Here is a 21,942-nt window from a genome sequence, read left to right as displayed (position 1 = left end):
GCGTGTGTCCCCAAACCGCGCCCGGCCGCCCGCCCCCCCCCCGGCGCGCGCCGGGGCCGGGGGGGGGGCGGCCCCCCCCGCCGGGCCCCGGGCCGCTTTCCAGGACATCAACCAGAGAGGCGACCATCATGGGCGTGATGATCGACGGCGTCTGGCACGATCGCTGGTACGATACCGCGAAATCCGGCGGTCGTTTCGAACGCGAGGCCAGCCGCTTCCGCGACCGGCTGGCATTGACCCCGGATGACGACGGCCTGCCGGCGGTGCCCGGCCGCTATCATCTGTATGTGTCGCTGGCCTGCCCCTGGGCGCATCGCACGCTGATCTGGCGCAAGCTGAAGCGGCTGGAGGATGCGATTTCGGTCAGCGTCGTCGACCCGCGCATGGGCGGCGCCGGCTGGACCTTCGGCGCGCCGGTGGAGGCAGGGCCCGATGCGCCGGCCTTCGCGGGCGCGACCGGCGACCATCTGGCCAGCCACGCGGCGATGCATCAGGTTTATGCCGCGGCCAACCCCACCTATACCGGCCGGGTGACGGTGCCGGTGCTGTGGGACCGCGAGCGCGCCACGATCGTGAACAACGAGAGCGCCGAGCTGGTGCGGATGCTGGACCGAGCCTTCGACCATCTGGCGCCGGCCCATGGCAATCCGGATCTGGTGTTGTGCCCGGATGACCTGCGGGACGAGATCGACGCGGTCAACGCGGTGGTTTATGACGCGATCAACAACGGCGTCTACAAGGCCGGCTTCGCCACCACCCAGGCGGCCTATGAGGACGCGGTCGAGCCGTTGTTCGCGGCCCTCGACCAGATGGAGGCACGCCTGGCGGCCGGCGCCGGCTGGCTGGTCGGCGGGCGGATGACCGAGGCCGATCTCAGGCTGTTCACCACCCTGATCCGCTTCGACCCGGTCTATCATGGCCATTTCAAATGCAACCGCCGGCGGATTGCGGATTACCGCATGCTGCGCGCGCTGACCGCCCGTATCGCGGCCGTCCCGGCCGTGGCCGCGACCATCGATGACACCCATATCCGCTGGCATTATTACTGGAGCCACACCACCATCAACCCGACCCGGGTGGTGCCGGTGGGGCCAGACGACCCGCTGGTGGTGAACCCGGCGTTTCCGGCGCCGACGCCGCCGGGGTTGTGAGGCCGGAGATGCGGTCGTCGGGGCCCTCGCCCATCACGCGTGCGTCCCAACCAGAGGCGTCCTGATGGTATACCACATGAAGCGCGGGCGTGTGTTCCACTGGCGTTGACGGTTGTATCGCTGCTGGCATAGGCTCGATGGAAATCCGCGGGCAGGAGAGGGGCCAAGGGTCACCGGCATCTTGGGGGAGATGCTGCCGAGGTCAGTGCCGGCGGAGCGATTTCCGGAGGGAGACTTCATGTACAAGGCTCTGATGGGTGCGGCGGCTGCCGTGGCCCTGCTCGGTGCGGTTGGTGCCGCCGAGGCGAAGACGATGGTGTACTGCTCGGAGGGGAGCCCCGAGGGGTTCAACCCGCAGCTCTTCACCTCAGGCACGACCTTCGATGCCAGTTCGCGCAACGTCTACAACCGGCTGGTGGAATTCGAGCGCGGCACGACGACGGTGAAGCCGGGCCTGGCCGAGCGCTATGACGTCTCGGATGACGGCCTGACCTACACCTTCCACCTGCGCAAGGGTGTGAAGTTCCAGTCGACCAAGGGGTTCACCCCCAGCCGCGACTTCAACGCCGATGATGTGGTCTACAGCTTCGAGCGTCAGTTGAACCCCGAGCACCCGTACCACAAGGTGTCGGGGGGCACGTATGAATACTTCCAGGGCATGAGCATGCCGTCGCTGCTCAAAGCGGTCGAGAAGGTCGACGACCAGACCGTCCGCTTTGTGCTGAATCGCCCGGAAGCACCGTTCATCGCCAATATGGCGATGGATTTCGCCTCGATCCTGTCGGCCGAATATGCCGACAAGATGCAGGTGGCCGGCACGCCCGAGAAAGTCGATCTTGAGCCGGTGGGCACCGGCCCGTTCCAACTGGTCAATTACCAGAAGGACGCGGTGATCCGCTATAAGGCGCATCCCGATTACTGGCGCGGCAAGGGCGATATCGACACGCTGGTCTTCGCGATCACGCCCGACGCCTCGGTGCGCTATGCCAAGATCAAGGCCGGCGAATGTCATGTGATGCCGTTCCCCAACCCGGCCGATCTGGCGCAGATGCGCAGCGACCCCGACGTCAACCTGATGTCGCAGGAAGGGCTGAACATCGGCTATCTGGCGTTCAACGTGCGCAAGAAGCCGTTCGATGACGTCAAGGTCCGCCAGGCGCTGAACCTGGCGACCAACAAGGCGGCGATCATCGAGGCGATCTATCAGGGTGCCGGCAAGGTCGCCAAGAACCCGATCCCCCCGACCATCTGGTCGTATAACGACAAGGTCGAGGATTACCCCTACGACCCCGAGCAGGCCAAGGCGCTGCTGAAGGAAGCCGGCCTTGAGGGCGGGTTCGAGACCGATATCTGGGCGATGCCGGTGCAGCGGCCCTATAACCCCGGCGCGCGGCGCATGGCCGAGATGATCCAGGCCGACTGGGCCGCGATCGGCGTGAAGGCCAATATCGTCTCCTATGAGTGGGGCGAGTATCTGAAGCGCGCCCAGGCCGGAGAGCACCAGACCCTGCTGCTGGGCTGGACCGGCGACAATGGCGATCCCGACAACTTCCTGGCGGTGCTGCTTGGCTGCGACGCGGCCAATGGCGGCTCCAACTATGCCGGCTGGTGCTACAAGCCGTTCGACGACCTGATCATGAAGGCCAAGACCGTCGCCGATCAGGGCGAGCGGACCAAGCTGTATGAAGAGGCGCAGGTCGTGTTCAAGGAACAGGCGCCCTGGATCACCATCGCCCATTCGGTGGTGTATCAGCCGATCCGGCCCGAGGTGCAGGATTGGCGGATCGATCCGCTCGGTGGCCATTACTTCTATGGCCCGAGCCTCAAGGACTGAGGCGCAGGCCCGCTGAGACCGCGGGTGCGGCGGGTGGTGACGGGCGGTTTTCGGGCCGCGCGCCGCCATCCGCCCACCGCTTGAGGCGCCCATCCCGATCTGACATCTGCCCCCGACGGATTTGCCCTGGCTCCCGCGGACGATGCCGGCCCGTGCCGCTTGCGCGGTCGTTCCTGAATGTTCGCTTTTGTGTTCCGACGCCTGGGCCTGGTCATTCCGACCTTCCTTGGCGTCACCCTGTTCGCCTTTATCCTGATCCGGCTGATCCCCGGTGACCCGGTGGCCATGCTCGCCGGTGAACGCGGCATGTCGCCCGAACGCCACGCCCAGATGATGGCGCAGCTCGGCCTCGACCGTCCGATGATCGAGCAATACGTGATGTATCTGTGGTCCCTGCTGCACGGGGATTTCGGGCGCTCGCTGGTCACTCGCACGCCGGTGCTGGACGAGTTCATGACCCTGTTTCCGGCCACGTTGGAACTCAGCGTCACCGCCATGCTGTTTGCGCTGATCATCGGCCTGCCCGCCGGGATCATCGCCGCCGTGCGCCGTGGAACCGCACTCGATCACACCGTGATGGCCGGCGCCCTGACCGGCTATTCGATGCCGATCTTCTGGTGGGGCCTGCTGCTGATCCTGCTGTTTTCGGTGACGCTGGGCTGGACGCCGGTCTCGGGCCGGATCAGCGTGCTCTATTACGTGGAGCCGGTGACCGGGTTCATGCTGATCGACACGCTGCTGTCGGACGAACCCGAGGCTTTCTGGTCGGCGCTGCATCATCTGGTGCTGCCGGCCATCGTGCTGGGCACCATTCCGCTGGCGGTGGTTGCCCGGATGACCCGGTCGTCGATGCTGGAGGTTCTGGGCGAGGACTATGTCCGCACCGCCCGCGCCAAGGGGCTGAACCCGGTGCGCGTGGTGCTGGTGCATGCCCTGCGCAATGCGCTGATCCCGGTGATCACCGTGATCGGGTTGCAGGTGGGCCTGCTGCTGGCCGGGGCGATCCTGACCGAGACCATCTTCGCCTGGCCGGGGATCGGCAAATGGCTGATCGAGTCGATCGGCCGGCGGGATTACCCCTCGGTGCAGGGCGGCATCCTGCTGGTGTCCTGCGTCGTGATCGTGGTCAACCTGATCGTCGATCTTCTCTATGGCATCATCAATCCGCGGATCCGACATGCACGCTGACAGCAACCTGCCGCCGCCGGCCGGTCTGCCGGCGGCGGCCCCGGCCGGCACCGGCGCACCGGTGCCGCCCCGGGCCATCCTGGCCTTCTGGGCCGATTTCAAACGCAATCCCGGCGCCGTCGCCGGCCTGGCGATCATCCTGGTGATCGCGTTTCTGGCGGTGTTCGCCGATCTGGTGGCGCCGCACAGCCCGAACGCCCAGTTCCGCGACGCCCTGCTGCTGCCGCCGGCCTTCGTCGAGGGCGGCAACTGGGTCTATCCGCTCGGCACCGACGATGTCGGACGCGACATGCTCTCGCGCCTGATCCACGGTGCCCGGCTCAGCCTGCTGATCGGCATCATCGTCGTCACCCTGTCGCTGGCCGCCGGCATCCTGCTGGGTCTGGTGGCCGGCTTCTTCGGCGGCGTGGTCGACACGCTGATCATGCGGCTGATGGATGTCATGCTGGCCCTGCCCAGCCTGCTGCTGGCGATCGCGATCGTGGCGATCCTGGGCCCCGGTCTTGCCAATGCCATGTTCGCGATCGCGATCGTGGTGCTGCCGCATTATGTGCGTCTGACCCGGGCGGCCGCGATGGGCGAGGTCAACAAGGAATATGTCACTGCCTCGCGCCTTGCCGGCGCGCGGCCGCTGCGGCTGATGTTCCAGGCGATCCTGCCCAATTGCATGGCGCCCTTGATCGTGCAGGCGACGCTGGGCTTCTCCACCGCGATCCTGGATGCGGCGGCGCTGGGCTTCCTGGGCCTGGGCGCCCAGCCGCCGACCCCTGAATGGGGCACGATGCTGGCCGGCGTGCTGCAATACATCCAGCGCGCCTGGTGGGTGGTGACCCTGCCGGGGTTGGCGATCCTGATCACCGTGCTGGCCTTCAACCTGCTCGGCGACGGATTGCGCGATGCCCTCGATCCCAGGATGAAACGCTGATGTCTCTGCTCGAAATCGACGGGCTGACCGTCACCTTCGGCGCGGGCAGACGGGCCTTCCGTGCCGTCGACGACATCTCGCTCAGCGTCGATGCGGGCGAGGTGCTGGGGATCGTCGGCGAAAGCGGGTCCGGCAAGAGCGTCAGCTCGCTGGCCATCATGGGCCTGCTGCCCGCGACCGCCACCGTCACCGCCCGCACCGCCCGATTCGACGGTACCGACCTGCTGACCCTGTCGCCCCGCGCCCGCCGCCGCCTCACCGGCCGCGATGTGGCGATGGTGTTCCAGGATCCCCTGACCAGCCTGAACCCCTGCTTCACCGTCGGCTTCCAGATCATCGAGGCGCTGAAGGTGCATGAGGGCGGCAACCGCCGGCAATTGCGCGACCGGGCGATCGACCTGCTGGCGCAGGTCGGCATCCCCGACGCGAAATCGCGCATCGACGCCTATCCGCACCAGTTGTCGGGGGGCATGAACCAGCGGGTGGTGATCGCCATGGCGATCGCCTGCAATCCGCGCCTGCTGATCGCCGATGAACCCACCACGGCGCTGGATGTCACCATCCAGGCCCAGATCCTGGATCTGCTGCTCAGCCTGCAGCGCGATCGGGGCATGGCGCTGATCCTGATCACCCATGATCTGGCGGTGGTCGCCGAAACCGCGAAACGGGTGGCGGTGATGTATGCGGGCCAGGTGGTGGAGGTGGGGGATGTGCCGCAGATCTTCCGCCACCCCCGCCATCCCTATACCGCCGCCCTGCTGGAGGCGCTGCCGGAACGGGCGGCGGGCAAACGGCGGCTGAACGCCATTCCCGGCGTCGTGCCCGGCCAATATGACCGGCCCACCGGCTGTCTGCTGAACCCGCGCTGCCCGCATGCGACCGCAGATTGCGTGGCGGTGCAGCCGGCACTCCGGCCCTGGCCACAGGACGCGGCGGGAATCGGTACGGGTGTGTCGGCGGCGATGGTCCGCTGCCATACGCCGCTCGACGATGCCGGCCGCCCGACCCGCGTCGCCGATACCGCCGAGGTGATCCATGGCTGATCCGATCCTGATCGCGGATGATCTGGCCCGCCATTACGACGTGCCGCTGGGTTTCCTGAAGGGCCATGCGGTCCTGAAGGCGCTGGATGGCGTCAGCTTCCAGGTCGAGCCCGGCCGGACGCTGGCGGTGGTGGGCGAAAGCGGTTGCGGCAAGTCGACGCTCGCCCGCCAATTGGTGATGATCGAGAAGCCGACCACCGGCCGGCTCTCGATCGGCGGCACCGATGTCGCCAGCGCGAATGCGGCCACGGTGCGCGCCATGCGCCGGCGGGTGCAGATGGTGTTCCAGAACCCTTATGCCTCGCTGAACCCGCGCAAGACCGTGGCCCAGACGCTCGATGAGCCGCTGGCGATCAACACCGACCTGGACCGCGCGGCCCGCGCGGCGCGGGTGGCCGAGATGATGGCCAAGGTGGGCCTGCGGCCGGAACAGGCGGGGCGCTATCCGCATATGTTCTCGGGCGGGCAGCGCCAGCGGGTGGCGATCGCCCGGGCGCTGATGCTCGACCCGGCGGTGGTGGTGGCCGATGAACCGGTCTCGGCGCTGGATGTCTCGATCCAGGCCCAGGTGCTGAACCTGCTGATCGATCTGCAGCGCGAATTCGGTGTCGCCTATGTGTTCATCAGCCATGACCTGTCGGTGGTGCGCCACATCGCCGACGAGGTGATGGTGATGTATCTGGGCCGGGCGGTGGAACAGGCGCCGCGCGACCTGCTGTTCCAGAAGGCGGCGCATCCCTACACCCGGGCGCTGCTGGCCTCCACCCCGCGCATCGACCCCGATGAACGCGCGGCGAAGGTGCCGATCGGCGGCGAATTGCCGTCGCCGCTGGCGCCGCCGCCGGGGTGTACCTTCCACCGCCGCTGCCCGATGATGATCGATCGCTGTGCCGTGGAGCGCCCGGAGCTTCGGCCCGTGGCCGGTCGCATGGTCGCCTGCCACCGTGCCGAGGAGGTGCTGGCGCTCGATTGACCCGAAGCGCAGCGGTTTCCGCACACTCTTGCCCCTTGAACGCCCCGACTGTGCCGCGATCCGGTCACAGAAGGGGCGTTTCAGGTGATGGTGACGGGTCATGCGCCGCTCAACGGTCATCGACCGGCCCTGCAACAGCCGCTGGCGCGTGGGCTCGCTGTGGGCTAAAGTCCGATGATCCAAGGCATTTTACGCGACCTTAACCTGTCGTTCAGCCACCCGGAACCGGAGCCCGCGCCGTCATGGCCGTCCTCGATCCCATCCGCCGCACCGATGCGGCCCGCCCGTTGCAGGGCTGGGCCGGCGGTGCCGTGCGGCCGCAGGGCGGCGACAGAGAGGGCTGGGCTGAGAGTATCCGGGCGATCGACCCGGTCGCCGCCTATGGCAGCGATGCTGATGGCAGCTTCGATCAGGGCAGTTTCGACGATCAACTGCGCGATCAGGAGCGGCGGCAGAACGGCCAGCGCGGCTTCGCGCGGCCGCTCAGCACCGGCACCCTGGCAGCCTTGATCGATCTGGCGGGCAACCCCGATTTCGCGGCGGCCAACATCAATACCCGCGCGCCCACCACCCAGGCCCAGGCGGCCGACCGTTATGCGGCAACCGCCGCCGCGGCCGACCCACGAGGGCCGGATGCCGGCGCCACCCGTGCCGCCAGCGCCGCTGCATCGACAGCCGCCGCCAACACCAGCACCAGCGCCGCCACCACCGGCCTGTTTGGCCTGTTCACCGATTTCCTGGCCAACCGGCCGGAAGCCTCGGCGGTGGTTGCCGCTTATCGCTCGGTCCAGGCAGTCCGCGCCGACCAGCTTGGCCGTGATCTGGCGATCAGCCGGGTGGGGTGACGACCGGGTGGGGGTGAAGGGCCGGCTCTGCCTTGCCCGTCGCTATGGCAGCCATTTTTTGCAGAAACAGAAAGTCGCGCGCGGTCAAGATCTGCGTCCTGTCGAGATCATCTGGAGACAGAGAGCGAGCGTCGACCGATGGCCCGTCGATCCGCGCATCGGCGCCGGCATTCAGGTTTCCGGAGCCCGCCATCCTCCGCGCCCGCCATCCTCCGCGGACGTGGGGCCTGTGCGGATCCGGCCGCGCAGACGCGACCGTTCACAACACAGATCAGCAAAACGTCATACATATGAGCCTTGCAGACCCGCAGGGTCTTCGGTTGTCTTTTCGGCGATGCATGAAGGAGACGACGATGAAAATGCTGCCGGCCTTGATCTTTGCGGCGATCGCCGCAGTGGTGCCGTCTGTGGTCGCAGCCGAAGAAGATCCGCGATGTGTGCTCGATGCCTATTATGCGGCGATTGACCGGAAAGATTACCGCGCGGCCTATCTGCTGTGGGATCGGCAGGGTCAGGCGAGCGGCCAGAGTTTCACGGCCTTTCGAGACGGCTTCGACGCCACGGCGCAGTCGCGCGTGGTCACCGGCAGGCCGGTCAACGGCGATGCCGGCATGAGCCAGCGATGGGTCGATGTGCCGGTCGACGTCCATGCGGTTCTGACCGATGGCCGCCGCCAGCATTTCCGTGGCCATTATACGCTGCATCGGGTCGTGCCGGGTGTCGGTGCGTCCGCCGAGGCCGAGCGATGGCATCTCTTTTCAGCCCGGCTTGCTCCGGTGGATGTTCAGCCGTAAGGGCTGGTCTGACGTCGGCAGGGGATCAGTGCGGACCGTCGCCCGGTGGTGTCTGGGCGGCGATGCGGGCCAGCATGTCGCTCATCGCGGTGTCGGCGCTGCCGCGCTTGCGCGGCTGGGGCTGGCCGGCGGCGGCCTTCCAGCCCGCCATGTGGATGATGTCGAGCGTGGCGGTGACGCGGCCATCTGGTCGGCTGAAGCGCTGCTGATAAATCTCGGCGGCGCGCATCAGCACCGCCCGCTTCAACGGGCTGCGGCGGCGATCGGCCAATGCATTGGTGCCGCCGATCATGCGCAGTTCCGCCATCAGCTTCAGCGGATGCGGATAGGCCAGCGTGATGGTATCGACATCGATCACCGGCAACTGGAACCCTGCCCGCTGCATCAGCCCGGCCGCATCGATCAACTGGGCGAAGGGCGACACCCGCGGCGACAGCCCGCCATCGATCTCGATTTCGGCCTGGGTCAGCGCCTGACGCAGTTCGGTCAGGCTGTTGCCACCGGCGATCGCGCCCAGAAACAGCCCGTCGGGCACCAGCGCGCGCTCGATCTGGATCAGCGCGCCGGGCAGGTCGTTGGTCCAGTGCAGCGAGAACTGGCCGATCGCCAGATCGACCGAATTGTCGGCGACCGGCAGCCGTTCCTCGTCGGCCACCACCACCGGGCCCGGATCGCGCGCGGCCATGGCCTCGGACAATTCCACCCCGACCAGGGCCTCGATCCCGCGCCGGCCCTGGAACAGCGGTCGGGTGGCGCCATCGCGCGATCCGATCAGCAGGGCGCGGGGAAAGCTGCGCAGCACGTCGTCCAGCCTGTCGGCCAGCCGTTCCGCCACTTCCCGGACCATGAAGCCGTGATCGCCGCCGGCGCGGGCGGCGCGGTCGCGCCGGCGGCGCAGAAGCGCACGGTCGAACACCTGGATGATATCGCTCATGGCACCGGTATATGGCACATGGCGCCGCGCGTCCAGATGCCGGGCGCCATGTGCTTGCCTTGGCATGACGGGATGACGCATGATCGTATGGCGCACGTGATGGGTGGATATCTGCATCAGAGGTTATGGCATGACGCTGGTCGATGATCAGGCACCGGTCGCGCCGCGCCGGTTGGCGGCGGCACGCGGCCTGCTGGCACGGCTGGCGCGGGCGGTGCTGGATGCGGCCCTGCCGCCGCTTTGCGGGCTGTGCCGGGCGCCGGTCGATCAGCCGGGGCTGTGCGCGGCGTGCTGGTCGGGGCTGGGCTTCGTGACCGGCCCGGTTTGCGATTGCTGCGGCGTGCCGCTGCCGGTCGATCCGGGCGGCCCCGCGATCTGTGGTGGCTGTGCCGCCCATCCGCCGGCCTTCAGCGCCGCCCGTGCGCCGCTGATCTATGATGGCGCGTCGAAACGGCTGGTGCTGGCGTTGAAACATGGCGATGCCGGGCATCTGGCACCGCTGCTGGCCGGGCTGATGGCGCCGGTGGCGGCGGGGCTGGGGCCCGTGGATATGGTGGTGCCGGTGCCCCTGCACTGGCGCCGGCGGTTGCGGCGCCGCGACAATCAGGCGGCGCTGATCGCCCGCGATCTGGCGGCGCGGCTGGGCTGCCGCCATCAGCCGGGCATGCTGCGCCGGCGCCGCGCAACCCCGATCCAGGGCAACAAGGGCAGGGCCGCGCGGGCGCGCAATGTCAGCGGCGCGATGGCGGTGCCGGCATCGGCGGATATCCGCGCCCGGCTGTCGGGCGCGCGGGTGCTGCTGGTCGATGACGTGATGACCACCGGCGCCACCGCCGATGCCTGCGCGCGGGCATTGCTGCGGGCCGGCGCCGCCTCGGTGGTGGTGGTGGCCGCGGCCCGGGTGCCGGCACCGGGCGACGGCATCCGTCATATGGCCGATCCGACCGTCCTTGCGGTATGAACCGCGTCGAAGGGCATGGCTGCGTCACGCCGGGGCTTTGAGCGCGGGCGATCGCCCCTATATCATTGCCAACACGCCTTGCGGCCGATACAGGCCGTCCCGTTCACGGAAGGAAGTCGAGGGTATCGTGGCCGACGTTATTATCTATTCCACGCCGATCTGCCCCTATTGCGCGCGCGCCAAGTCGCTGCTTGATCGCAAGGGCGTCAGCTACACCGATATCGATGTCTATGGCGATCGGGCCTTGCGCGCCCAGATGGTCGAAAAGGCCGGCGGCCGGACCTCGGTGCCGCAGATCTTCATCGACGGCCAGCATGTCGGCGGGTCCGACGAACTGCATGCGCTGGAGCGGGCGGGCAAGCTGGACCCGCTGCTTGCCGGCAGCCCGGCCTGACCGCTGATGACCCGGAACACTGCCACGCGCTCAGCCGCCGCCGCCGACCCCGTGCCGGCGGGGGTGGTGCGTGTCGCCTGCATCCAGACCACCGCGACGCCGGACATGGCGGGCGGGCTGGACCGGATCGATGAGGCCGTCGGCCGGGCGGCGGCAGGCGGCGCCGCGCTGGCCATGCTGCCCGAAATGTCGGCGATGCTGGCCCCCGGGCCCGAACAGCGCGCGGCGGCGGTGATCGAAGACGACCACCCCGCCGTCGGCCGCTTCGCCGCGATCGCCCGCCACCATGGCATCTGGCTGCATTGCGGATCACTGGCGGTGGCAACCGGCGATGCGGAGGATGACCGGCTGGCCAACCGCACGCTGGTGTTCGACGGCCAGGGGCGGATCGCCGCCCGATACGACAAGATCCATCTGTTCGATGTCGGCGATCTGGCCGATGGCCAGAGCTATCGCGAAAGCGACCGCTATCGCCCCGGCGGCCGTGCGGTGGTGATCGATACCCCCGCCGGCCGGATGGGGCTGTCGATCTGCTATGACCTTCGGTTTCCGGCGCTGTATCAGGCACTGGCCACGGCCGGGGCCACGATCATCGCCATCCCCTCGGCGTTCACCGTGCCCACCGGCCGCGCCCACTGGCATGCGTTGATCCGTGCCCGCGCCATCGAATGCGGCGCCTGGGTGATGGCCCCGGCACAGACCGGCGAGCATTACCCCGGCCGGCGGACCTATGGCCACAGCCTGATCGTCGACCCCTGGGGCCGGGTGGTGGCGGAGGCGGCGGACGAGACCGGCGAGACGGTGATCTTCGCCGATATCGACCCGGCGGCGGTGACCGACGCCCGCGCCAAGGTGCCGTCGCTGTCGAACCGGCGGGATTTTCTGGCGCCGTGACGGGGAAACCGCAGGTCAGGCGCTCATCACCGCCGCCAGAACCGGTGCCATCAGCACGTTGAACAACCCGGCCAGAACCATCACCAGCCCGGCGATGGAGCCTTCCTCGGTACCGATCTGATGGGCCTTGGCGACGCCGGCGCCATGGGCGCCCATGCCGAACAGCGCGCCACGGGCCAGCGCCGAGCGCAGCGGCAGCCAGTTGAGCATCACCTCGCCGATCGCGGCACCGCAGACACCGGTCAGGATCACGAACACCGCGGTCAGGTCGGGCAGGCCGCCGATATCGTCCGACACCGCCATGGCGAAGGGCATGGTCACCGAGCGCGGCATCAGGCTGCGTGCCAACTGGTCGGACAGGCCCAGAAGATCGGCCATCACCCAGGCGCTGGCCATGGCGATGCTGCTGCCGATGGCCACACCCAGTGCCAGAACCGGCCAATGGCGGCGGATCACGGCGCGGCGTTCATAGATCGGCAGGGCGAAGGCGACCGTGGCCGGGCCGATCATCAGGGTCAGCCAGTGGCTGCCGCGGCTGTAATCGCCATAACCGGCGCGGAGCAGGGTGGCGAGGCCGATCAACAGCGCCGGCGTCACCAGAAGCGGCGAGGTGTACCATGCCGGGTGCAGCCGGTTCAGCGCCCGGGCGCCGATATAGAAGCCGATGGTGGCGGCGGGCCAGAACAGCAGTGTCGCGGGATCGTCAGGCAGGGTCATGACGCGTCCTCAACCGGAAGAACAGTTCCACGGTCAGCGCGGTGGACGCCATCACCATCAGCGTGCCGGTCAGGATCACCGCCAGCAGCTTCAGGCCCAGCGCGCCGATGAATTCGTGGTGGTCGAGCAGGGCCATCACGGCAGGCACGAAGAACAGCAGCATTTCGGCCAGCAGCCATTTCGCGCCCCGGCCCAGCGTGTCGGGCCGGATGCGGTGGGTGGCCAGCAGCACCAGAACCACGGCCATGCCGATGATCCCGCCCGGCACCGGCAGGTGCAGTTGGCGGACCAGCGCTTCGCCACAGGCCCAGAAACCGGCCAGCAGCGCGATCTGCATCAGGCGGTTGCGGTGGAGCGTATGACGGATGGCGGCGGCAAGCCTCTGGCGGCGCATGGGTCTGATCCTCTAAGGTTCTGAAATCAGTGTATGCTGCATCGCGGCATGTCGAAAATGAATTGATTGCATTCTGAGAATGCGATCGTGGAATACATAGGCGACGGATCGGAACGGGATCGATGAAACCGGGACAGGGTTGATGGAACTGCGCACGTTGAGGGCCTTTGTCGAGGTGGTCCGCCAGGGGGGCTTCTCGCAGGCGGCCAAGGTGGTGAACACCACCCAGCCCACAATCAGCAAGGCGGTGAAACAACTGGAAGACCAGTTGGGCACGCCGCTGCTCGACCGTGTGGGGCATCGCAGCGAGTTGACCGAGGCCGGACGCATCGTCTATCGCCGGGCGCTGGCGATGCTGGCCGAACGCGACGACATGATCGCCGAGATGGACGAGTTGCGCGGGCTGAAACGCGGCACGCTGACCCTGGGCCTGCCGCCGCTGGGATCGGCCACCCTGTTCGCGCCGCTATTCGCCATGTTCCGCAGCCGCTATCCGGGGATCGAGATCGGTCTGGTGGAACATGGCAGCAAACGGCTGGAAGAGGTGCTGCTGGCGGGCGAGATCGACATGGCGGCATCGCTGCTGCCGGTGGCGGAGGATTTCGATGTCCAGGCGGTGCGGGCCGAGCCGCTGGTCGCCCTGCTCAGCCTGAACCATCCGCTGGCCGGGGCCATGCGGATCGACATGCCGATGCTGGAGCATGAACCGCTGGTGATGTTCGAAAGCGGCTTCGCGCTGAACAAGATCATCAACGATGCCTGCCGCCGCCACGGCTTCAGGCCCACGGTGGCCGCGCGCAGCGGCCAGATCGATTTCATCGTGGAACTGGCCGCCGCCGGGCTGGGCATCGCCTTCCTGCCGCGGATGATCGCCGAACAGCGCCGGCATCCGGCGGTGCGGCTGGTGGCGCTGGACGATGCCGAGATGCATTGGCACATGGCGCTGATCTGGCGGCGGGGCGGTTATCTGTCTCATGCCGCGCGGGCCTGGCTGGCCTTGACCCGCGAGGTGCATGGCCAGGGCTGACCGCCGCATGCCGGCCCGGCATGGGCCATATGCGATCAAGTCATTTTGGCCGGGCGTTGTTGCGGTGCAATATCGGGGGCTGGGCCGTGCGCCATCCGCAGCGCGCGACCGCGATCCGTGTTCCGGAGATCCGGCCCCCATGTCTTCCCCGTCATCGCCCTCCCCGTCATCGCCCTCCCCGTCATCGTCTTCCCCATCATCGCCCCGGTCACGACCGGCCCGCCTGCCGCTGCCGCTGGTGGCGATCGCGCTGGCCTCGTTCGGCATCGGCACCACCGAATTCGTCATCATGGGCCTGCTGCCCGATGTGGCGCGGGATCTGGGCGTCGACATTCCGGCGGCGGGCCTGCTGGTCACCGGCTATGCGCTGGGTGTGACCTTCGGTGCGCCGGTGCTGGCGGTGCTGACTGCGGCGATGAACCGGCGCAGCGCTCTGCTGTTGCTGATGGCGATCTTCATCCTGGGCAATCTGCTGTGCGCGGTGGCGCCCGATTACCGGATGCTGATGGCGGCCCGGGTGGTGACCGCCTTCTGCCATGGCGCCTTTTTCGGCCTGGGGGCCGTGGTCGCGGCCCAGGTGGTGGCACCGGAAAAGCGCGGTCAGGCGATCGCGATCATGTTCTCAGGGTTGACGCTGGCCAATGTGCTGGGGGTGCCGTTCGGAACCGCGCTCGGCCAGGAACTGGGCTGGCGGTCGACCTTCTGGGCGGTGGTGATGATCGGCATCGTGGCGGCGGGCGCGCTCTGGGCCTGGCTGCCGCGGACCCTGCATGCCGGCACGGCCGGGCTGCTGGGCGAGCTGCGCAGCCTGGGCCGCAGGCAGGTGCTGCTGGCCATGCTGATCAGCGTGCTGTCATCGGCCAGCCTGTTCAGTGTGTTCACCTATATCGTGCCCATGCTTCAGGACGTCACCGGCATCGCGCCGGGGCGGGTGACGCTGGTTCTGCTGCTGCTGGGCGTGGGGCTGACCATCGGCAATCTGATCGGCGGCCGGCTGGGCGACTGGCGGCTGATGCCGGCGGTGATCGGCCTGTTCGTGGCGGTGATGCTGGTGCTGGCGGCCTTCACCCAGACGCTCCATGCGGTCTGGCCGGCGGTGCTGACGGTGTGCCTGTGGGGGATGGTGGCGTTCGCGCTGGTCTCGCCGCTTCAGATGCGGGTGGTGACCGAGGCTCGGGGCGCGCCCAATCTGGCCTCCACGCTCAACCAGGGGGCCTTCAATCTGGGCAATGCCGCCGGCGCCTGGATCGGTGGCCTTGCGATCGGCCAGGGCCTTCCCTATGACCGCATCCCCTGGATCGGGGCGGCGCTCGCGGCCATCGGGCTGGCTTTCAGCCTGCTGTCCCACCGGCTGGACCGGCGCTGCCCGCGGCCGGTGGTGCCCCATCCAGCAGGCCGGCCAGCGCGGCCTTGAACACGGGCGAGCGGGCGATGGCGTTGAAGCCGTGGCCGGCGTCGGGGATCTCGACAAAGCTGCCGGCGATACCGGCCGCTTCCAGGGCCTGGCGGTAATCGCGGCCCAGGCTGGGCGGGGTGTTGTCGTCGTTCTGGCCGGTGACCACCACCACCCGGGTCGGGGCGTCGCCGGTGCGGCGTGGAATGGTCTTCACCTGATCGATGGCCGACAGGCTGTTCGGCCAGGGCCCGCGGCCGCGATCCTGGCGCCAGCGGGCGACGTCGCAGGGGCATGAGACCAGCATCGCCCGATCGATCAGCCCGGGCGTGCGGCCCAGAATGACACCGGCCAGATTGGCGCCGCCGGAATGGCCCAGCACCACCAGTCGCATGGCGCCGGTGCGGCTGCGCAGGGTGCGCAGTGCCTCGGCGATCGCATTGGCGGCATCATGGGTGTAATGGTCGCGCCGTTCATTGGTGGCGCCGTCCGAGATATGGCCGGCGCCATCGCCATAGCCGGGGCGCATCAGCACGGCGGTTGCCAGCCCCTGGCGGCTTGCGGCCAGATCGCGCGCCAGATCCTGCAAATAGTCGACCGGCCCGCCGCTGGACAGGTCGCCATGCAACAAGACCAGCAGGGTATCGGCATTGGTGGGGCCGAAACGGTTGACCGCCAGGCACCCGAGCTTGCCGGCCGGCACGAAATACTGCAGATCGCGGTCATTGCAGGCAGCGGCACGCGCCGGTGCCGTCGCGGCCACCATCCCCGCCAGAACAGCGACCGCCATCATCAGCACCAGACCGCGGATGCGGGCGATAGTCACGGGGGCATCCCTCCATTATTGTCTTGGGCATCATCGTGTCATGACTGGCGGCAACATAAAACGCCCCGGCGAAAAAATGCCGCCGACGGCAGAGGCGCCGGCGGCGGCAAGGCACGGTGCGGTCTTCACGCGGAACGGCGACTGGCCGGCTGGCCGGCCAGTCGATCAACGCGCCATCCGGTCGTCAGGCAGGCTGGGCCTGCCTCAGATATCCGGCTGGGGCGTGATGCGCAGATAGGGCTTCAGGCGCCTGAAGCCCTTGGGAAAGCGGGCCACGGCCTCGGCATCGGTCACCGCCGGCACGATGATGACGTCATCGCCCCGGCGCCAGTTGACCGGGGTTGCGACCGCGAAGCCGTCGGTCAGTTGCAGGCTGTCGATCACCCGCAGGATTTCCGCGAAGTCACGACCGGTGCTGGCGGGATAGGTGAGGGTCAGCCGCAGCTTGCGCGTGGGGTCGATCACGAACACCGACCGCACGGTCAGGGTGTTGCTGGCATTGGGGTGGATCATGCCATACAGGCCCGCGACCACCCGCTCCGGGTCGGCGATCAGCGGATAGGTCACCGTCTGGCCCTGGGTTTCGGCGATATCGCCCAGCCAGCGGTGGTGATCTTCAACCCGGTCGACCGACAGCGCGATGACCTTCACACCACGCGCGGCGAAGGCGTCGTGCAGGCGCGCGACCTCGCCCAGTTCGGTGGTGCAGACGGGCGTGAAATCCTTCGGGTGCGAGAACAGAACCACCCAGTTCTCGCCGGCCCAGTCGTGAAAATCGATCCGGCCGTGGGTGGTGTCGGCGGTGAAGTTCGGCACCACGTCGCCAAGTTGCAGAGCCATCGTCAACCCCTCCTCCCCTAACCGGCCCCCATCGGCCCTGTCCGGGGGGCGGCGGTCCGATTGTCCATATCGCTTGGAAAATCATGCGGGGATTCCTTGGATCGTTCAATATGAATCTGTAAATACTTTCTATATAACAAATTTATAAAGTTATTTATTGACGGAGGCGGCGCTTGCGATGGACGGGGCGGCGTGCCATCTACTAGTGAATAACGAACAGCTTCAAGACCGTCGGCTGACGGGCCAGATGCGGGTTTGCGGGGATCATGATCGTCTTCGACCTCAAATGCGGCGCCGACCATCGCTTCGAAGCGTGGTTCAAGGACAGCGACAGCTTCACGGCCCAGGCCGCGAGCGGCGAGATCGGCTGCCCGGTGTGCGGGGACGACAGGATCGTGAAGGCGATGATGGCGCCCCGGCTGAATATTCGCTCCCATGGCCGCGAGCCGTCGCGGCCCGACCCTGATGCCAACGCTGATGCCGGCCGTGATGTCATGGCCACCGGTGGTGAAGTGCCCGCGGCTCCGGCAGCCACGCCCGACCCGGCCACCGCGCGGTTGATGGCGGTACAGGGCGAGGTGATGAAGCGCCTGCGCGAGATCCGGCGCGAGGTCGAGGCGTCGTGCGATTTCGTCGGCGACCGCTTTGCCGAGGAAGCCCGCAGCATGCATCTGGGCGAAACCGAGGCGCGTCCGATCTATGGCCAGACCACCGAGGAAGAGGCCGAGAGCCTGCGCGAGGACGGCATCCCCTTCGCGGCGGTTCCCTGGCTGCCCCGTGACGACGGCTGATCGCGGTTCCTATCTTATATCAGACAGTCAGGCAGCCGCAGGCGGAGACATGCCGGTGGACCCGGCCCGCGCCGATGCCGGGCGGGTCTGGACGCTTGCCCGGCGTGCCACGGCGCCACACCCGGCGCCATGCCCTGCGCCGGACGCCGGCGGCGCGCCCCTCGACGATGCCAGTTCGCATCTGATGGTGGCGCTGGCGGAACGGCACAGGTTGCCGGGGCTGCTGGCGGCCGGATTGTCGGGCATGGATGTGCGGTTGTCGGCGGCCGCGGCCGCCGCTCTCAGGTCTTTGGCGCTGCGGGACGCGATGATCACCACGCGACTGGCCGCGCGCATGTTCAGCCTGCTCGATGCCTTTGCGGCCGAGGGCATTTCCGCGCGCGTGATGAAGGGCCTGCCGGTTGCGGCGCTGGCTTACGGCCGGCTGGGGCTCCGTCATGTCCGCGATGTCGACTTTCTGGTGCCCGAGGACGACTTTGTCGCAGCCCATGAGGTGATCCTGGCTCATGGCTTCACCCCGATGGTCGATCTGGGCCGGGTGGCGGTGGCCGATCTGCCGCGCTATGCCCATGAACTGCCTTACAGCGACGACCAGGGCAGCATCGTCGAGCTTCATGCGGCCCGCTCAGCCCATCGCGGGGGCCGGGATCATGCCGCCGCACCACTCGCCACCGTGCAGGTGATGGGGCGGGCCGTCCCTGTCGATCCGTTCCCCGACATCTTCGTTCATCTCTGCCGGCACGGCGCCTCGCATGCCTGGTGCCTGCTGAAATGGCTGGCCGACATCTCGCACCTGATCGCGTCGCCGAGCGCCCGTTTCGACTGGGAGGCGGTGGCCGAGACGACCCGGCGATCGGGGTCGGCCAGGCATGTCGGTCTGGCGCTGGCGCTGGCGGGCGCGGTGCACGATGTGACGCCGCCGCCGGCACTGGCGGGCTTCGTCGGCACGGTGCCGTCCGGGCTGGTTCACCGGATCGTCGCGATGCTTGCCGATCCGATGTCCGGCGGCCCGACGCCGATGGCGATGGCGCGTCTTGAGGTCGGGCTTGCCAGCGGCCCGGGCGCCAAAGCCGCGGCGCTGCGCGATTTCATGCTCACGCCGACGCTTCAGGACGCGCGCGACTGGCCGTTGCCCCATGGCCTGCTCTGGGCCGCGCGGCCCGTGCTCTATGCCGCCCGCCGCCTGCGTCGCGCCTCGGCAGGCGTGACATGATCCCAACCGCGCTTCCACCCTATCGAAGCCGGATCTGCGACTGGATCGTGGCCTCGTCGCTGCCATTGGCGGGTGTCGACGTCGCCGCGGACACGGTCCCCGATATCGTCATCCGCGAGGCGCCGGTGCCGGGGGCGGCCGATGCGCGCGCGGGTGGGGCAAATCGCACGATCGTCGGTGCCTGCGGCAATGCCCGGATGGATCTGTATGGTGTCTGCGCGGTGCTGATGACCAGCGCCTGCGAGGTGATCGTCGAGCGCGTGCCCGGCATCGCGGATGCGCTGATCGCCAGCACCATGACCGGTGCCGTGCTCGACCTGATCTGCCTGCGGCGCGGGCTGGTGCCGCTGCATGCGGCGGCCGTCGCGACGCCGGCGGGGGCGGTGCTGATCACCGGTGCCAGCGGTGCCGGCAAATCGACCACGCTGGCCGGGCTTGCCGCCCGCGGCCATGCGGTCCTGACCGATGACACAGCCGTGATCGACCCCGCGACCCTTGAGGTCGTGCCCTCGACGGCGGGGATGAAGCTGACGGATGACGCGGCCCGGCGGTTGGGGCTGGATGCGGCGAGGCTGCTCCGCCTCAACGGCGACGCCGGCAAGCTGATCCTGATGCCCGACCGGGTCTCGACCAGGCGCCAGCTCCCCTTGGCCATCGTGGTGCTTGAGGCTGGCGACGGCGAGACGATCGACCGGCTTCCGTCCGGGGCGGCGGTGGCCGCGATCCTCGGGCAGATCCGTGGCGGCCACCTGTTGGCTGCATTCGGCCGGCCCGGCATCGGCTTTCAGGTCGCCACCCGCCTTGTGGCGGCGGTGCCGGTGTGGCGCGTCACCCGGCCCCGCGCGGGCGATCTGTCGCGCCTGCTGGACCGATTGACCCCGATATTCGCGGCCGGTCAGGGGCTGCCATCAGATTAATGGTGGCACATGTCGCCGCATCGCTGCACAGTTCCCATTCGAGCAGGGACGGGCGACACGATGTGCCTCCGGCCCCGCGCCTCCACCTCATCCCGGAAAGGACAGCCTATGCAGAACGACACCACACCCATGCCCCCCATGCCGCAGTGGCACAAGCCGCAGCTGGATGTTCTCGACATCGACGAGACCCGTCTTGCCGGCGGCAGCGGAGCGGATGGCGGCATTTATTCTTCGTCTCCGCCGCCCTGAGCCTGGCTTGCGGCACGAAGCCGGATCTTGCGGCACTGCATGTCGTTTGGATGCGGTGCCGCTTCGCGTTTCAGCGGGGTTTCGGCGTCGCCACCAACTCGTCGGCGCCTGGTGTCCCGTCGGCGACAGCCGCATCGGGGGCGGTCGCCCGCTTCAACCGCCGGCCCAGCACCAGCGGCAGCACCGCGACCAGAGCGGCCGCGATCCAGAGCACGATCGAAATGGTGCTGTCGAACAGGATGCCGACATCGCCGCCGCTGATCGCGAGCGCGTTGCGCAGGTTCACCTCCATCACCCGGCCCAGAACGAAGCCCAGGATGATCGGCGCCATGTCGAAGCCGGTCTTGCGCAGCAGCCAGCCGACCATGCCGATGCCGAGCATCAGCAACACCGAGAAGGCGGAGGCGTGGGTGGAATAGACACCCACGATCGACAGAACCAGGATGCCGGGCACCAGCACCCAGTTCGGGACGGTGAGCACCCGGGCGAAGATCCGGACCAGCGGCAGGTTCAGCGCCAGCAGCAGGATGTTGCCGATGAACAGCGAGGCGATCAGCCCGCCGACGATTTCCGGCCGGTCGGTCATCAGCGTCGGGCCGGGCTGGATGTTGTAGAGCATCAGCGCGCCCAGCATCACCGCGGTCGTGCCCGAACCGGGCACGCCCAGGGTCAGCATCGGCACGAAGGCGCCGCATGAGGTGGCGTTGTTGGCGGCTTCCGGTGCCACCAGCCCGCGCGGATCGCCCTTGCCGAAACTGCCCTCGCGATCCGAGATCCGCTTCTCGGTCATATAGGCGATGGCGCTGGAGACCGAGGCGCCGGTGCCCGGCAGCACGCCGACCACGAAGCCGATGCCGCTGGAGCGCAGCGCCGTGCCGATGCTGCGGCGGATGTCGGACAGTCGTGCCGTCATCCGCCCGAGGCCGCGGATGATCTCGGTGCCGGCCGCCTGCTTCTCCAGCAGGATCAGCGCTTCCGAGATCGAGAACAGGCCGATCACCAGCACGACGAATTCGATGCCGTCGCCGAGTTCGGGCTCGCCGAAGGTGAAGCGATAGGCGCCGGAGGTGGCATCCAGTCCGACGGTTGCCAGCATCAGGCCCAGCACGCAGCCGATCAGGGTCTTCACCGGCCGCGCACCCATCATCGAGCCGAGGGTGGCGAAGGCGAAGACCATCAGCACGAAGTATTCGGCCGGACCGAAGCCGGTGGCGAGGCCGGCCAGCACCGGCGCGAACAGGGCGAGGCCGGTGGCGCCGATCATGCCGCCGGTGAACGAGGCGAGGCCGCTCAACATCAACGCCTCGCCGGCCCGGCCCTGACGGGCCATGGGATAGCCGTCGAGCGCGGTCATCACCGCACCGGCATCGCCCGGGACGTTGAGCAGGATCGACGAGATGCGCCCGCCATATTCGGCACCGCAATAGATCGCGGCCAGCAGGATCATGGTGCTTTCAGGCGGCAGGCCCATGGTATAGGCGATGGGCAGCAGCAGGGCGATGCCATTGATCGGGCCGATCGCCGGCAGGGCGCCGATCATGGTGCCGAGGAAGCAGCCGATCAGGCCGATCAGGAGATTCTGGGCGCTGAGCGCGACCGAGAACCCTTCCCAGAGATAATCGAAGGACATGCGACGAAC

At 68.2% G+C, this 21,942-nt stretch carries 23 protein-coding genes; 17 read left to right on the top strand and 6 right to left on the bottom strand.

What is annotated here, in order from left to right; genetic code table 11:
• The first annotated feature begins 128 nt into the window (after positions 1–128).
• The 8 genes from WG924_RS27060 (at position 129) to WG924_RS27025 (ending at position 8,753) form a co-directional block, all read left to right on the top strand.
• Positions 129–1,151: a glutathione S-transferase family protein gene (locus WG924_RS27060; RefSeq protein ID WP_345936145.1), complete on the top strand. Its 1,023-nt coding sequence runs from the start codon at positions 129–131 to the stop codon at positions 1,149–1,151.
• 238 nt (positions 1,152–1,389) lie between these two features.
• Positions 1,390–2,985 (top strand): ABC transporter substrate-binding protein, encoded by a 1,596-nt coding sequence (locus WG924_RS27055; RefSeq protein WP_372044893.1) that lies wholly within the window; start codon positions 1,390–1,392, stop codon positions 2,983–2,985.
• 177 nt (positions 2,986–3,162) lie between these two features.
• The gene (locus WG924_RS27050; protein WP_345936144.1) at positions 3,163–4,173 is read left to right on the top strand and encodes an ABC transporter permease subunit; all 1,011 of its coding nucleotides are present in this window, start codon (positions 3,163–3,165) and stop codon (positions 4,171–4,173) included.
• The gene (locus tag WG924_RS27045) at positions 4,163–5,098 is read left to right on the top strand and encodes an ABC transporter permease subunit (RefSeq protein ID WP_345936143.1); all 936 of its coding nucleotides are present in this window, start codon (positions 4,163–4,165) and stop codon (positions 5,096–5,098) included. The genes WG924_RS27050 and WG924_RS27045 overlap by 11 nt, the downstream gene beginning before the upstream one ends.
• Positions 5,098–6,141 carry an oligopeptide/dipeptide ABC transporter ATP-binding protein gene (locus tag WG924_RS27040; protein WP_345936142.1) on the top strand — a complete coding sequence of 348 codons (1,044 nt, stop codon included), beginning with the start codon at positions 5,098–5,100 and terminating at the stop codon, positions 6,139–6,141. Before WG924_RS27045 ends, WG924_RS27040 begins: the two co-directional genes overlap by 1 nt.
• Positions 6,134–7,114: a dipeptide ABC transporter ATP-binding protein gene (locus WG924_RS27035; RefSeq protein ID WP_345936141.1), complete on the top strand. Its 981-nt coding sequence runs from the start codon at positions 6,134–6,136 to the stop codon at positions 7,112–7,114. Before WG924_RS27040 ends, WG924_RS27035 begins: the two co-directional genes overlap by 8 nt.
• Before the next feature lie 242 nt (positions 7,115–7,356).
• Positions 7,357–7,959 carry a hypothetical protein gene (locus tag WG924_RS27030; RefSeq protein ID WP_345936140.1) on the top strand — a complete coding sequence of 201 codons (603 nt, stop codon included), beginning with the start codon at positions 7,357–7,359 and terminating at the stop codon, positions 7,957–7,959.
• A gap of 32 nt (positions 7,960–7,991) precedes the next feature.
• Complete coding sequence (locus WG924_RS27025; protein WP_345936139.1) at positions 7,992–8,753, top strand: hypothetical protein; 762 nt, start codon at positions 7,992–7,994, stop codon at positions 8,751–8,753.
• Between the two features lie 25 nt (positions 8,754–8,778).
• Here WG924_RS27025 and WG924_RS27020 read toward each other — a convergent pair whose 3' ends face one another.
• Positions 8,779–9,687 (bottom strand): methyltransferase domain-containing protein, encoded by a 909-nt coding sequence (locus tag WG924_RS27020; protein ID WP_345936138.1) that lies wholly within the window; start codon positions 9,685–9,687, stop codon positions 8,779–8,781.
• A 130-nt stretch (positions 9,688–9,817) separates the two neighbouring features.
• On the opposite strand from WG924_RS27020, the gene WG924_RS27015 reads away from it, so the two are divergent.
• The 3 genes from WG924_RS27015 (at position 9,818) to WG924_RS27005 (ending at position 11,936) form a co-directional block, all read left to right on the top strand.
• A complete protein-coding gene (locus WG924_RS27015) occupies positions 9,818–10,648 on the top strand; it encodes a double zinc ribbon domain-containing protein (RefSeq protein WP_345936137.1) in 831 nt (276 codons plus the stop codon).
• 127 nt (positions 10,649–10,775) lie between these two features.
• Positions 10,776–11,042, top strand: coding sequence for a glutaredoxin 3 (grxC, locus tag WG924_RS27010; RefSeq protein ID WP_345936136.1), 267 nt, complete (start codon positions 10,776–10,778; stop codon positions 11,040–11,042).
• Positions 11,043–11,048: 6 nt separating this feature from the next.
• Positions 11,049–11,936, top strand: a complete 888-nt coding sequence (locus tag WG924_RS27005; RefSeq protein WP_345936135.1) for a carbon-nitrogen hydrolase family protein — start codon at positions 11,049–11,051, stop codon at positions 11,934–11,936.
• A gap of 15 nt (positions 11,937–11,951) precedes the next feature.
• Here WG924_RS27005 and WG924_RS27000 read toward each other — a convergent pair whose 3' ends face one another.
• Both WG924_RS27000 and WG924_RS26995 read right to left on the bottom strand, forming a co-directional pair.
• Positions 11,952–12,653 carry an LrgB family protein gene (locus WG924_RS27000; RefSeq protein WP_345936134.1) on the bottom strand — a complete coding sequence of 234 codons (702 nt, stop codon included), beginning with the start codon at positions 12,651–12,653 and terminating at the stop codon, positions 11,952–11,954.
• Positions 12,640–13,047: a CidA/LrgA family protein gene (locus WG924_RS26995; RefSeq protein ID WP_345936132.1), complete on the bottom strand. Its 408-nt coding sequence runs from the start codon at positions 13,045–13,047 to the stop codon at positions 12,640–12,642. The genes WG924_RS27000 and WG924_RS26995 overlap by 14 nt, the downstream gene beginning before the upstream one ends.
• A gap of 142 nt (positions 13,048–13,189) precedes the next feature.
• Between WG924_RS26995 and WG924_RS26990 the strand changes: the two genes are divergently transcribed.
• Both WG924_RS26990 and WG924_RS26985 read left to right on the top strand, forming a co-directional pair.
• Positions 13,190–14,074 carry a LysR family transcriptional regulator gene (locus WG924_RS26990; RefSeq protein ID WP_345936131.1) on the top strand — a complete coding sequence of 295 codons (885 nt, stop codon included), beginning with the start codon at positions 13,190–13,192 and terminating at the stop codon, positions 14,072–14,074.
• Positions 14,075–14,297: 223 nt separating this feature from the next.
• Positions 14,298–15,488, top strand: a complete 1,191-nt coding sequence (locus WG924_RS26985) for an MFS transporter (RefSeq protein ID WP_345936149.1) — start codon at positions 14,298–14,300, stop codon at positions 15,486–15,488.
• On the opposite strand, the gene WG924_RS26980 is transcribed toward WG924_RS26985, so the two are convergent.
• Positions 15,406–16,293, bottom strand: a complete 888-nt coding sequence (locus WG924_RS26980) for an alpha/beta hydrolase family protein (protein WP_345936130.1) — start codon at positions 16,291–16,293, stop codon at positions 15,406–15,408. The genes WG924_RS26985 and WG924_RS26980 overlap by 83 nt on opposite strands.
• A gap of 204 nt (positions 16,294–16,497) precedes the next feature.
• Positions 16,498–17,133 (bottom strand): peroxiredoxin, encoded by a 636-nt coding sequence (locus WG924_RS26975; RefSeq protein ID WP_345936129.1) that lies wholly within the window; start codon positions 17,131–17,133, stop codon positions 16,498–16,500.
• Positions 17,134–17,399: 266 nt separating this feature from the next.
• Here WG924_RS26975 and WG924_RS26970 point away from each other — a divergent pair, with 266 nt between their 5' ends.
• The 4 genes from WG924_RS26970 to WG924_RS26955 all read left to right on the top strand — a co-directional run bounded on the left by WG924_RS26970 (position 17,400) and on the right by WG924_RS26955 (position 20,303).
• The gene (locus tag WG924_RS26970) at positions 17,400–17,924 is read left to right on the top strand and encodes a DUF1178 family protein (protein ID WP_345936128.1); all 525 of its coding nucleotides are present in this window, start codon (positions 17,400–17,402) and stop codon (positions 17,922–17,924) included.
• 55 nt (positions 17,925–17,979) lie between these two features.
• Positions 17,980–19,137: a nucleotidyltransferase family protein gene (locus WG924_RS26965; protein WP_345936127.1), complete on the top strand. Its 1,158-nt coding sequence runs from the start codon at positions 17,980–17,982 to the stop codon at positions 19,135–19,137.
• Positions 19,134–20,054, top strand: coding sequence for a hypothetical protein (locus WG924_RS26960; RefSeq protein ID WP_345936126.1), 921 nt, complete (start codon positions 19,134–19,136; stop codon positions 20,052–20,054). The genes WG924_RS26965 and WG924_RS26960 overlap by 4 nt, the downstream gene beginning before the upstream one ends.
• Positions 20,055–20,162: 108 nt before the next feature.
• Positions 20,163–20,303, top strand: coding sequence for a hypothetical protein (locus tag WG924_RS26955; protein WP_345936125.1), 141 nt, complete (start codon positions 20,163–20,165; stop codon positions 20,301–20,303).
• 70 nt (positions 20,304–20,373) lie between these two features.
• On the opposite strand, the gene WG924_RS26950 is transcribed toward WG924_RS26955, so the two are convergent.
• Positions 20,374–21,933 (bottom strand): tripartite tricarboxylate transporter permease, encoded by a 1,560-nt coding sequence (locus WG924_RS26950; protein ID WP_345936124.1) that lies wholly within the window; start codon positions 21,931–21,933, stop codon positions 20,374–20,376.
• Positions 21,934–21,942 lie beyond the last annotated feature (9 nt).

It is taken from the genome of Tistrella arctica (genome assembly GCF_039630945.1).
Classification (GTDB): Bacteria; Pseudomonadota; Alphaproteobacteria; order Tistrellales; family Tistrellaceae; genus Tistrella; species Tistrella bauzanensis.
This window is presented reverse-complemented; position numbering and strand designations above follow the sequence as displayed.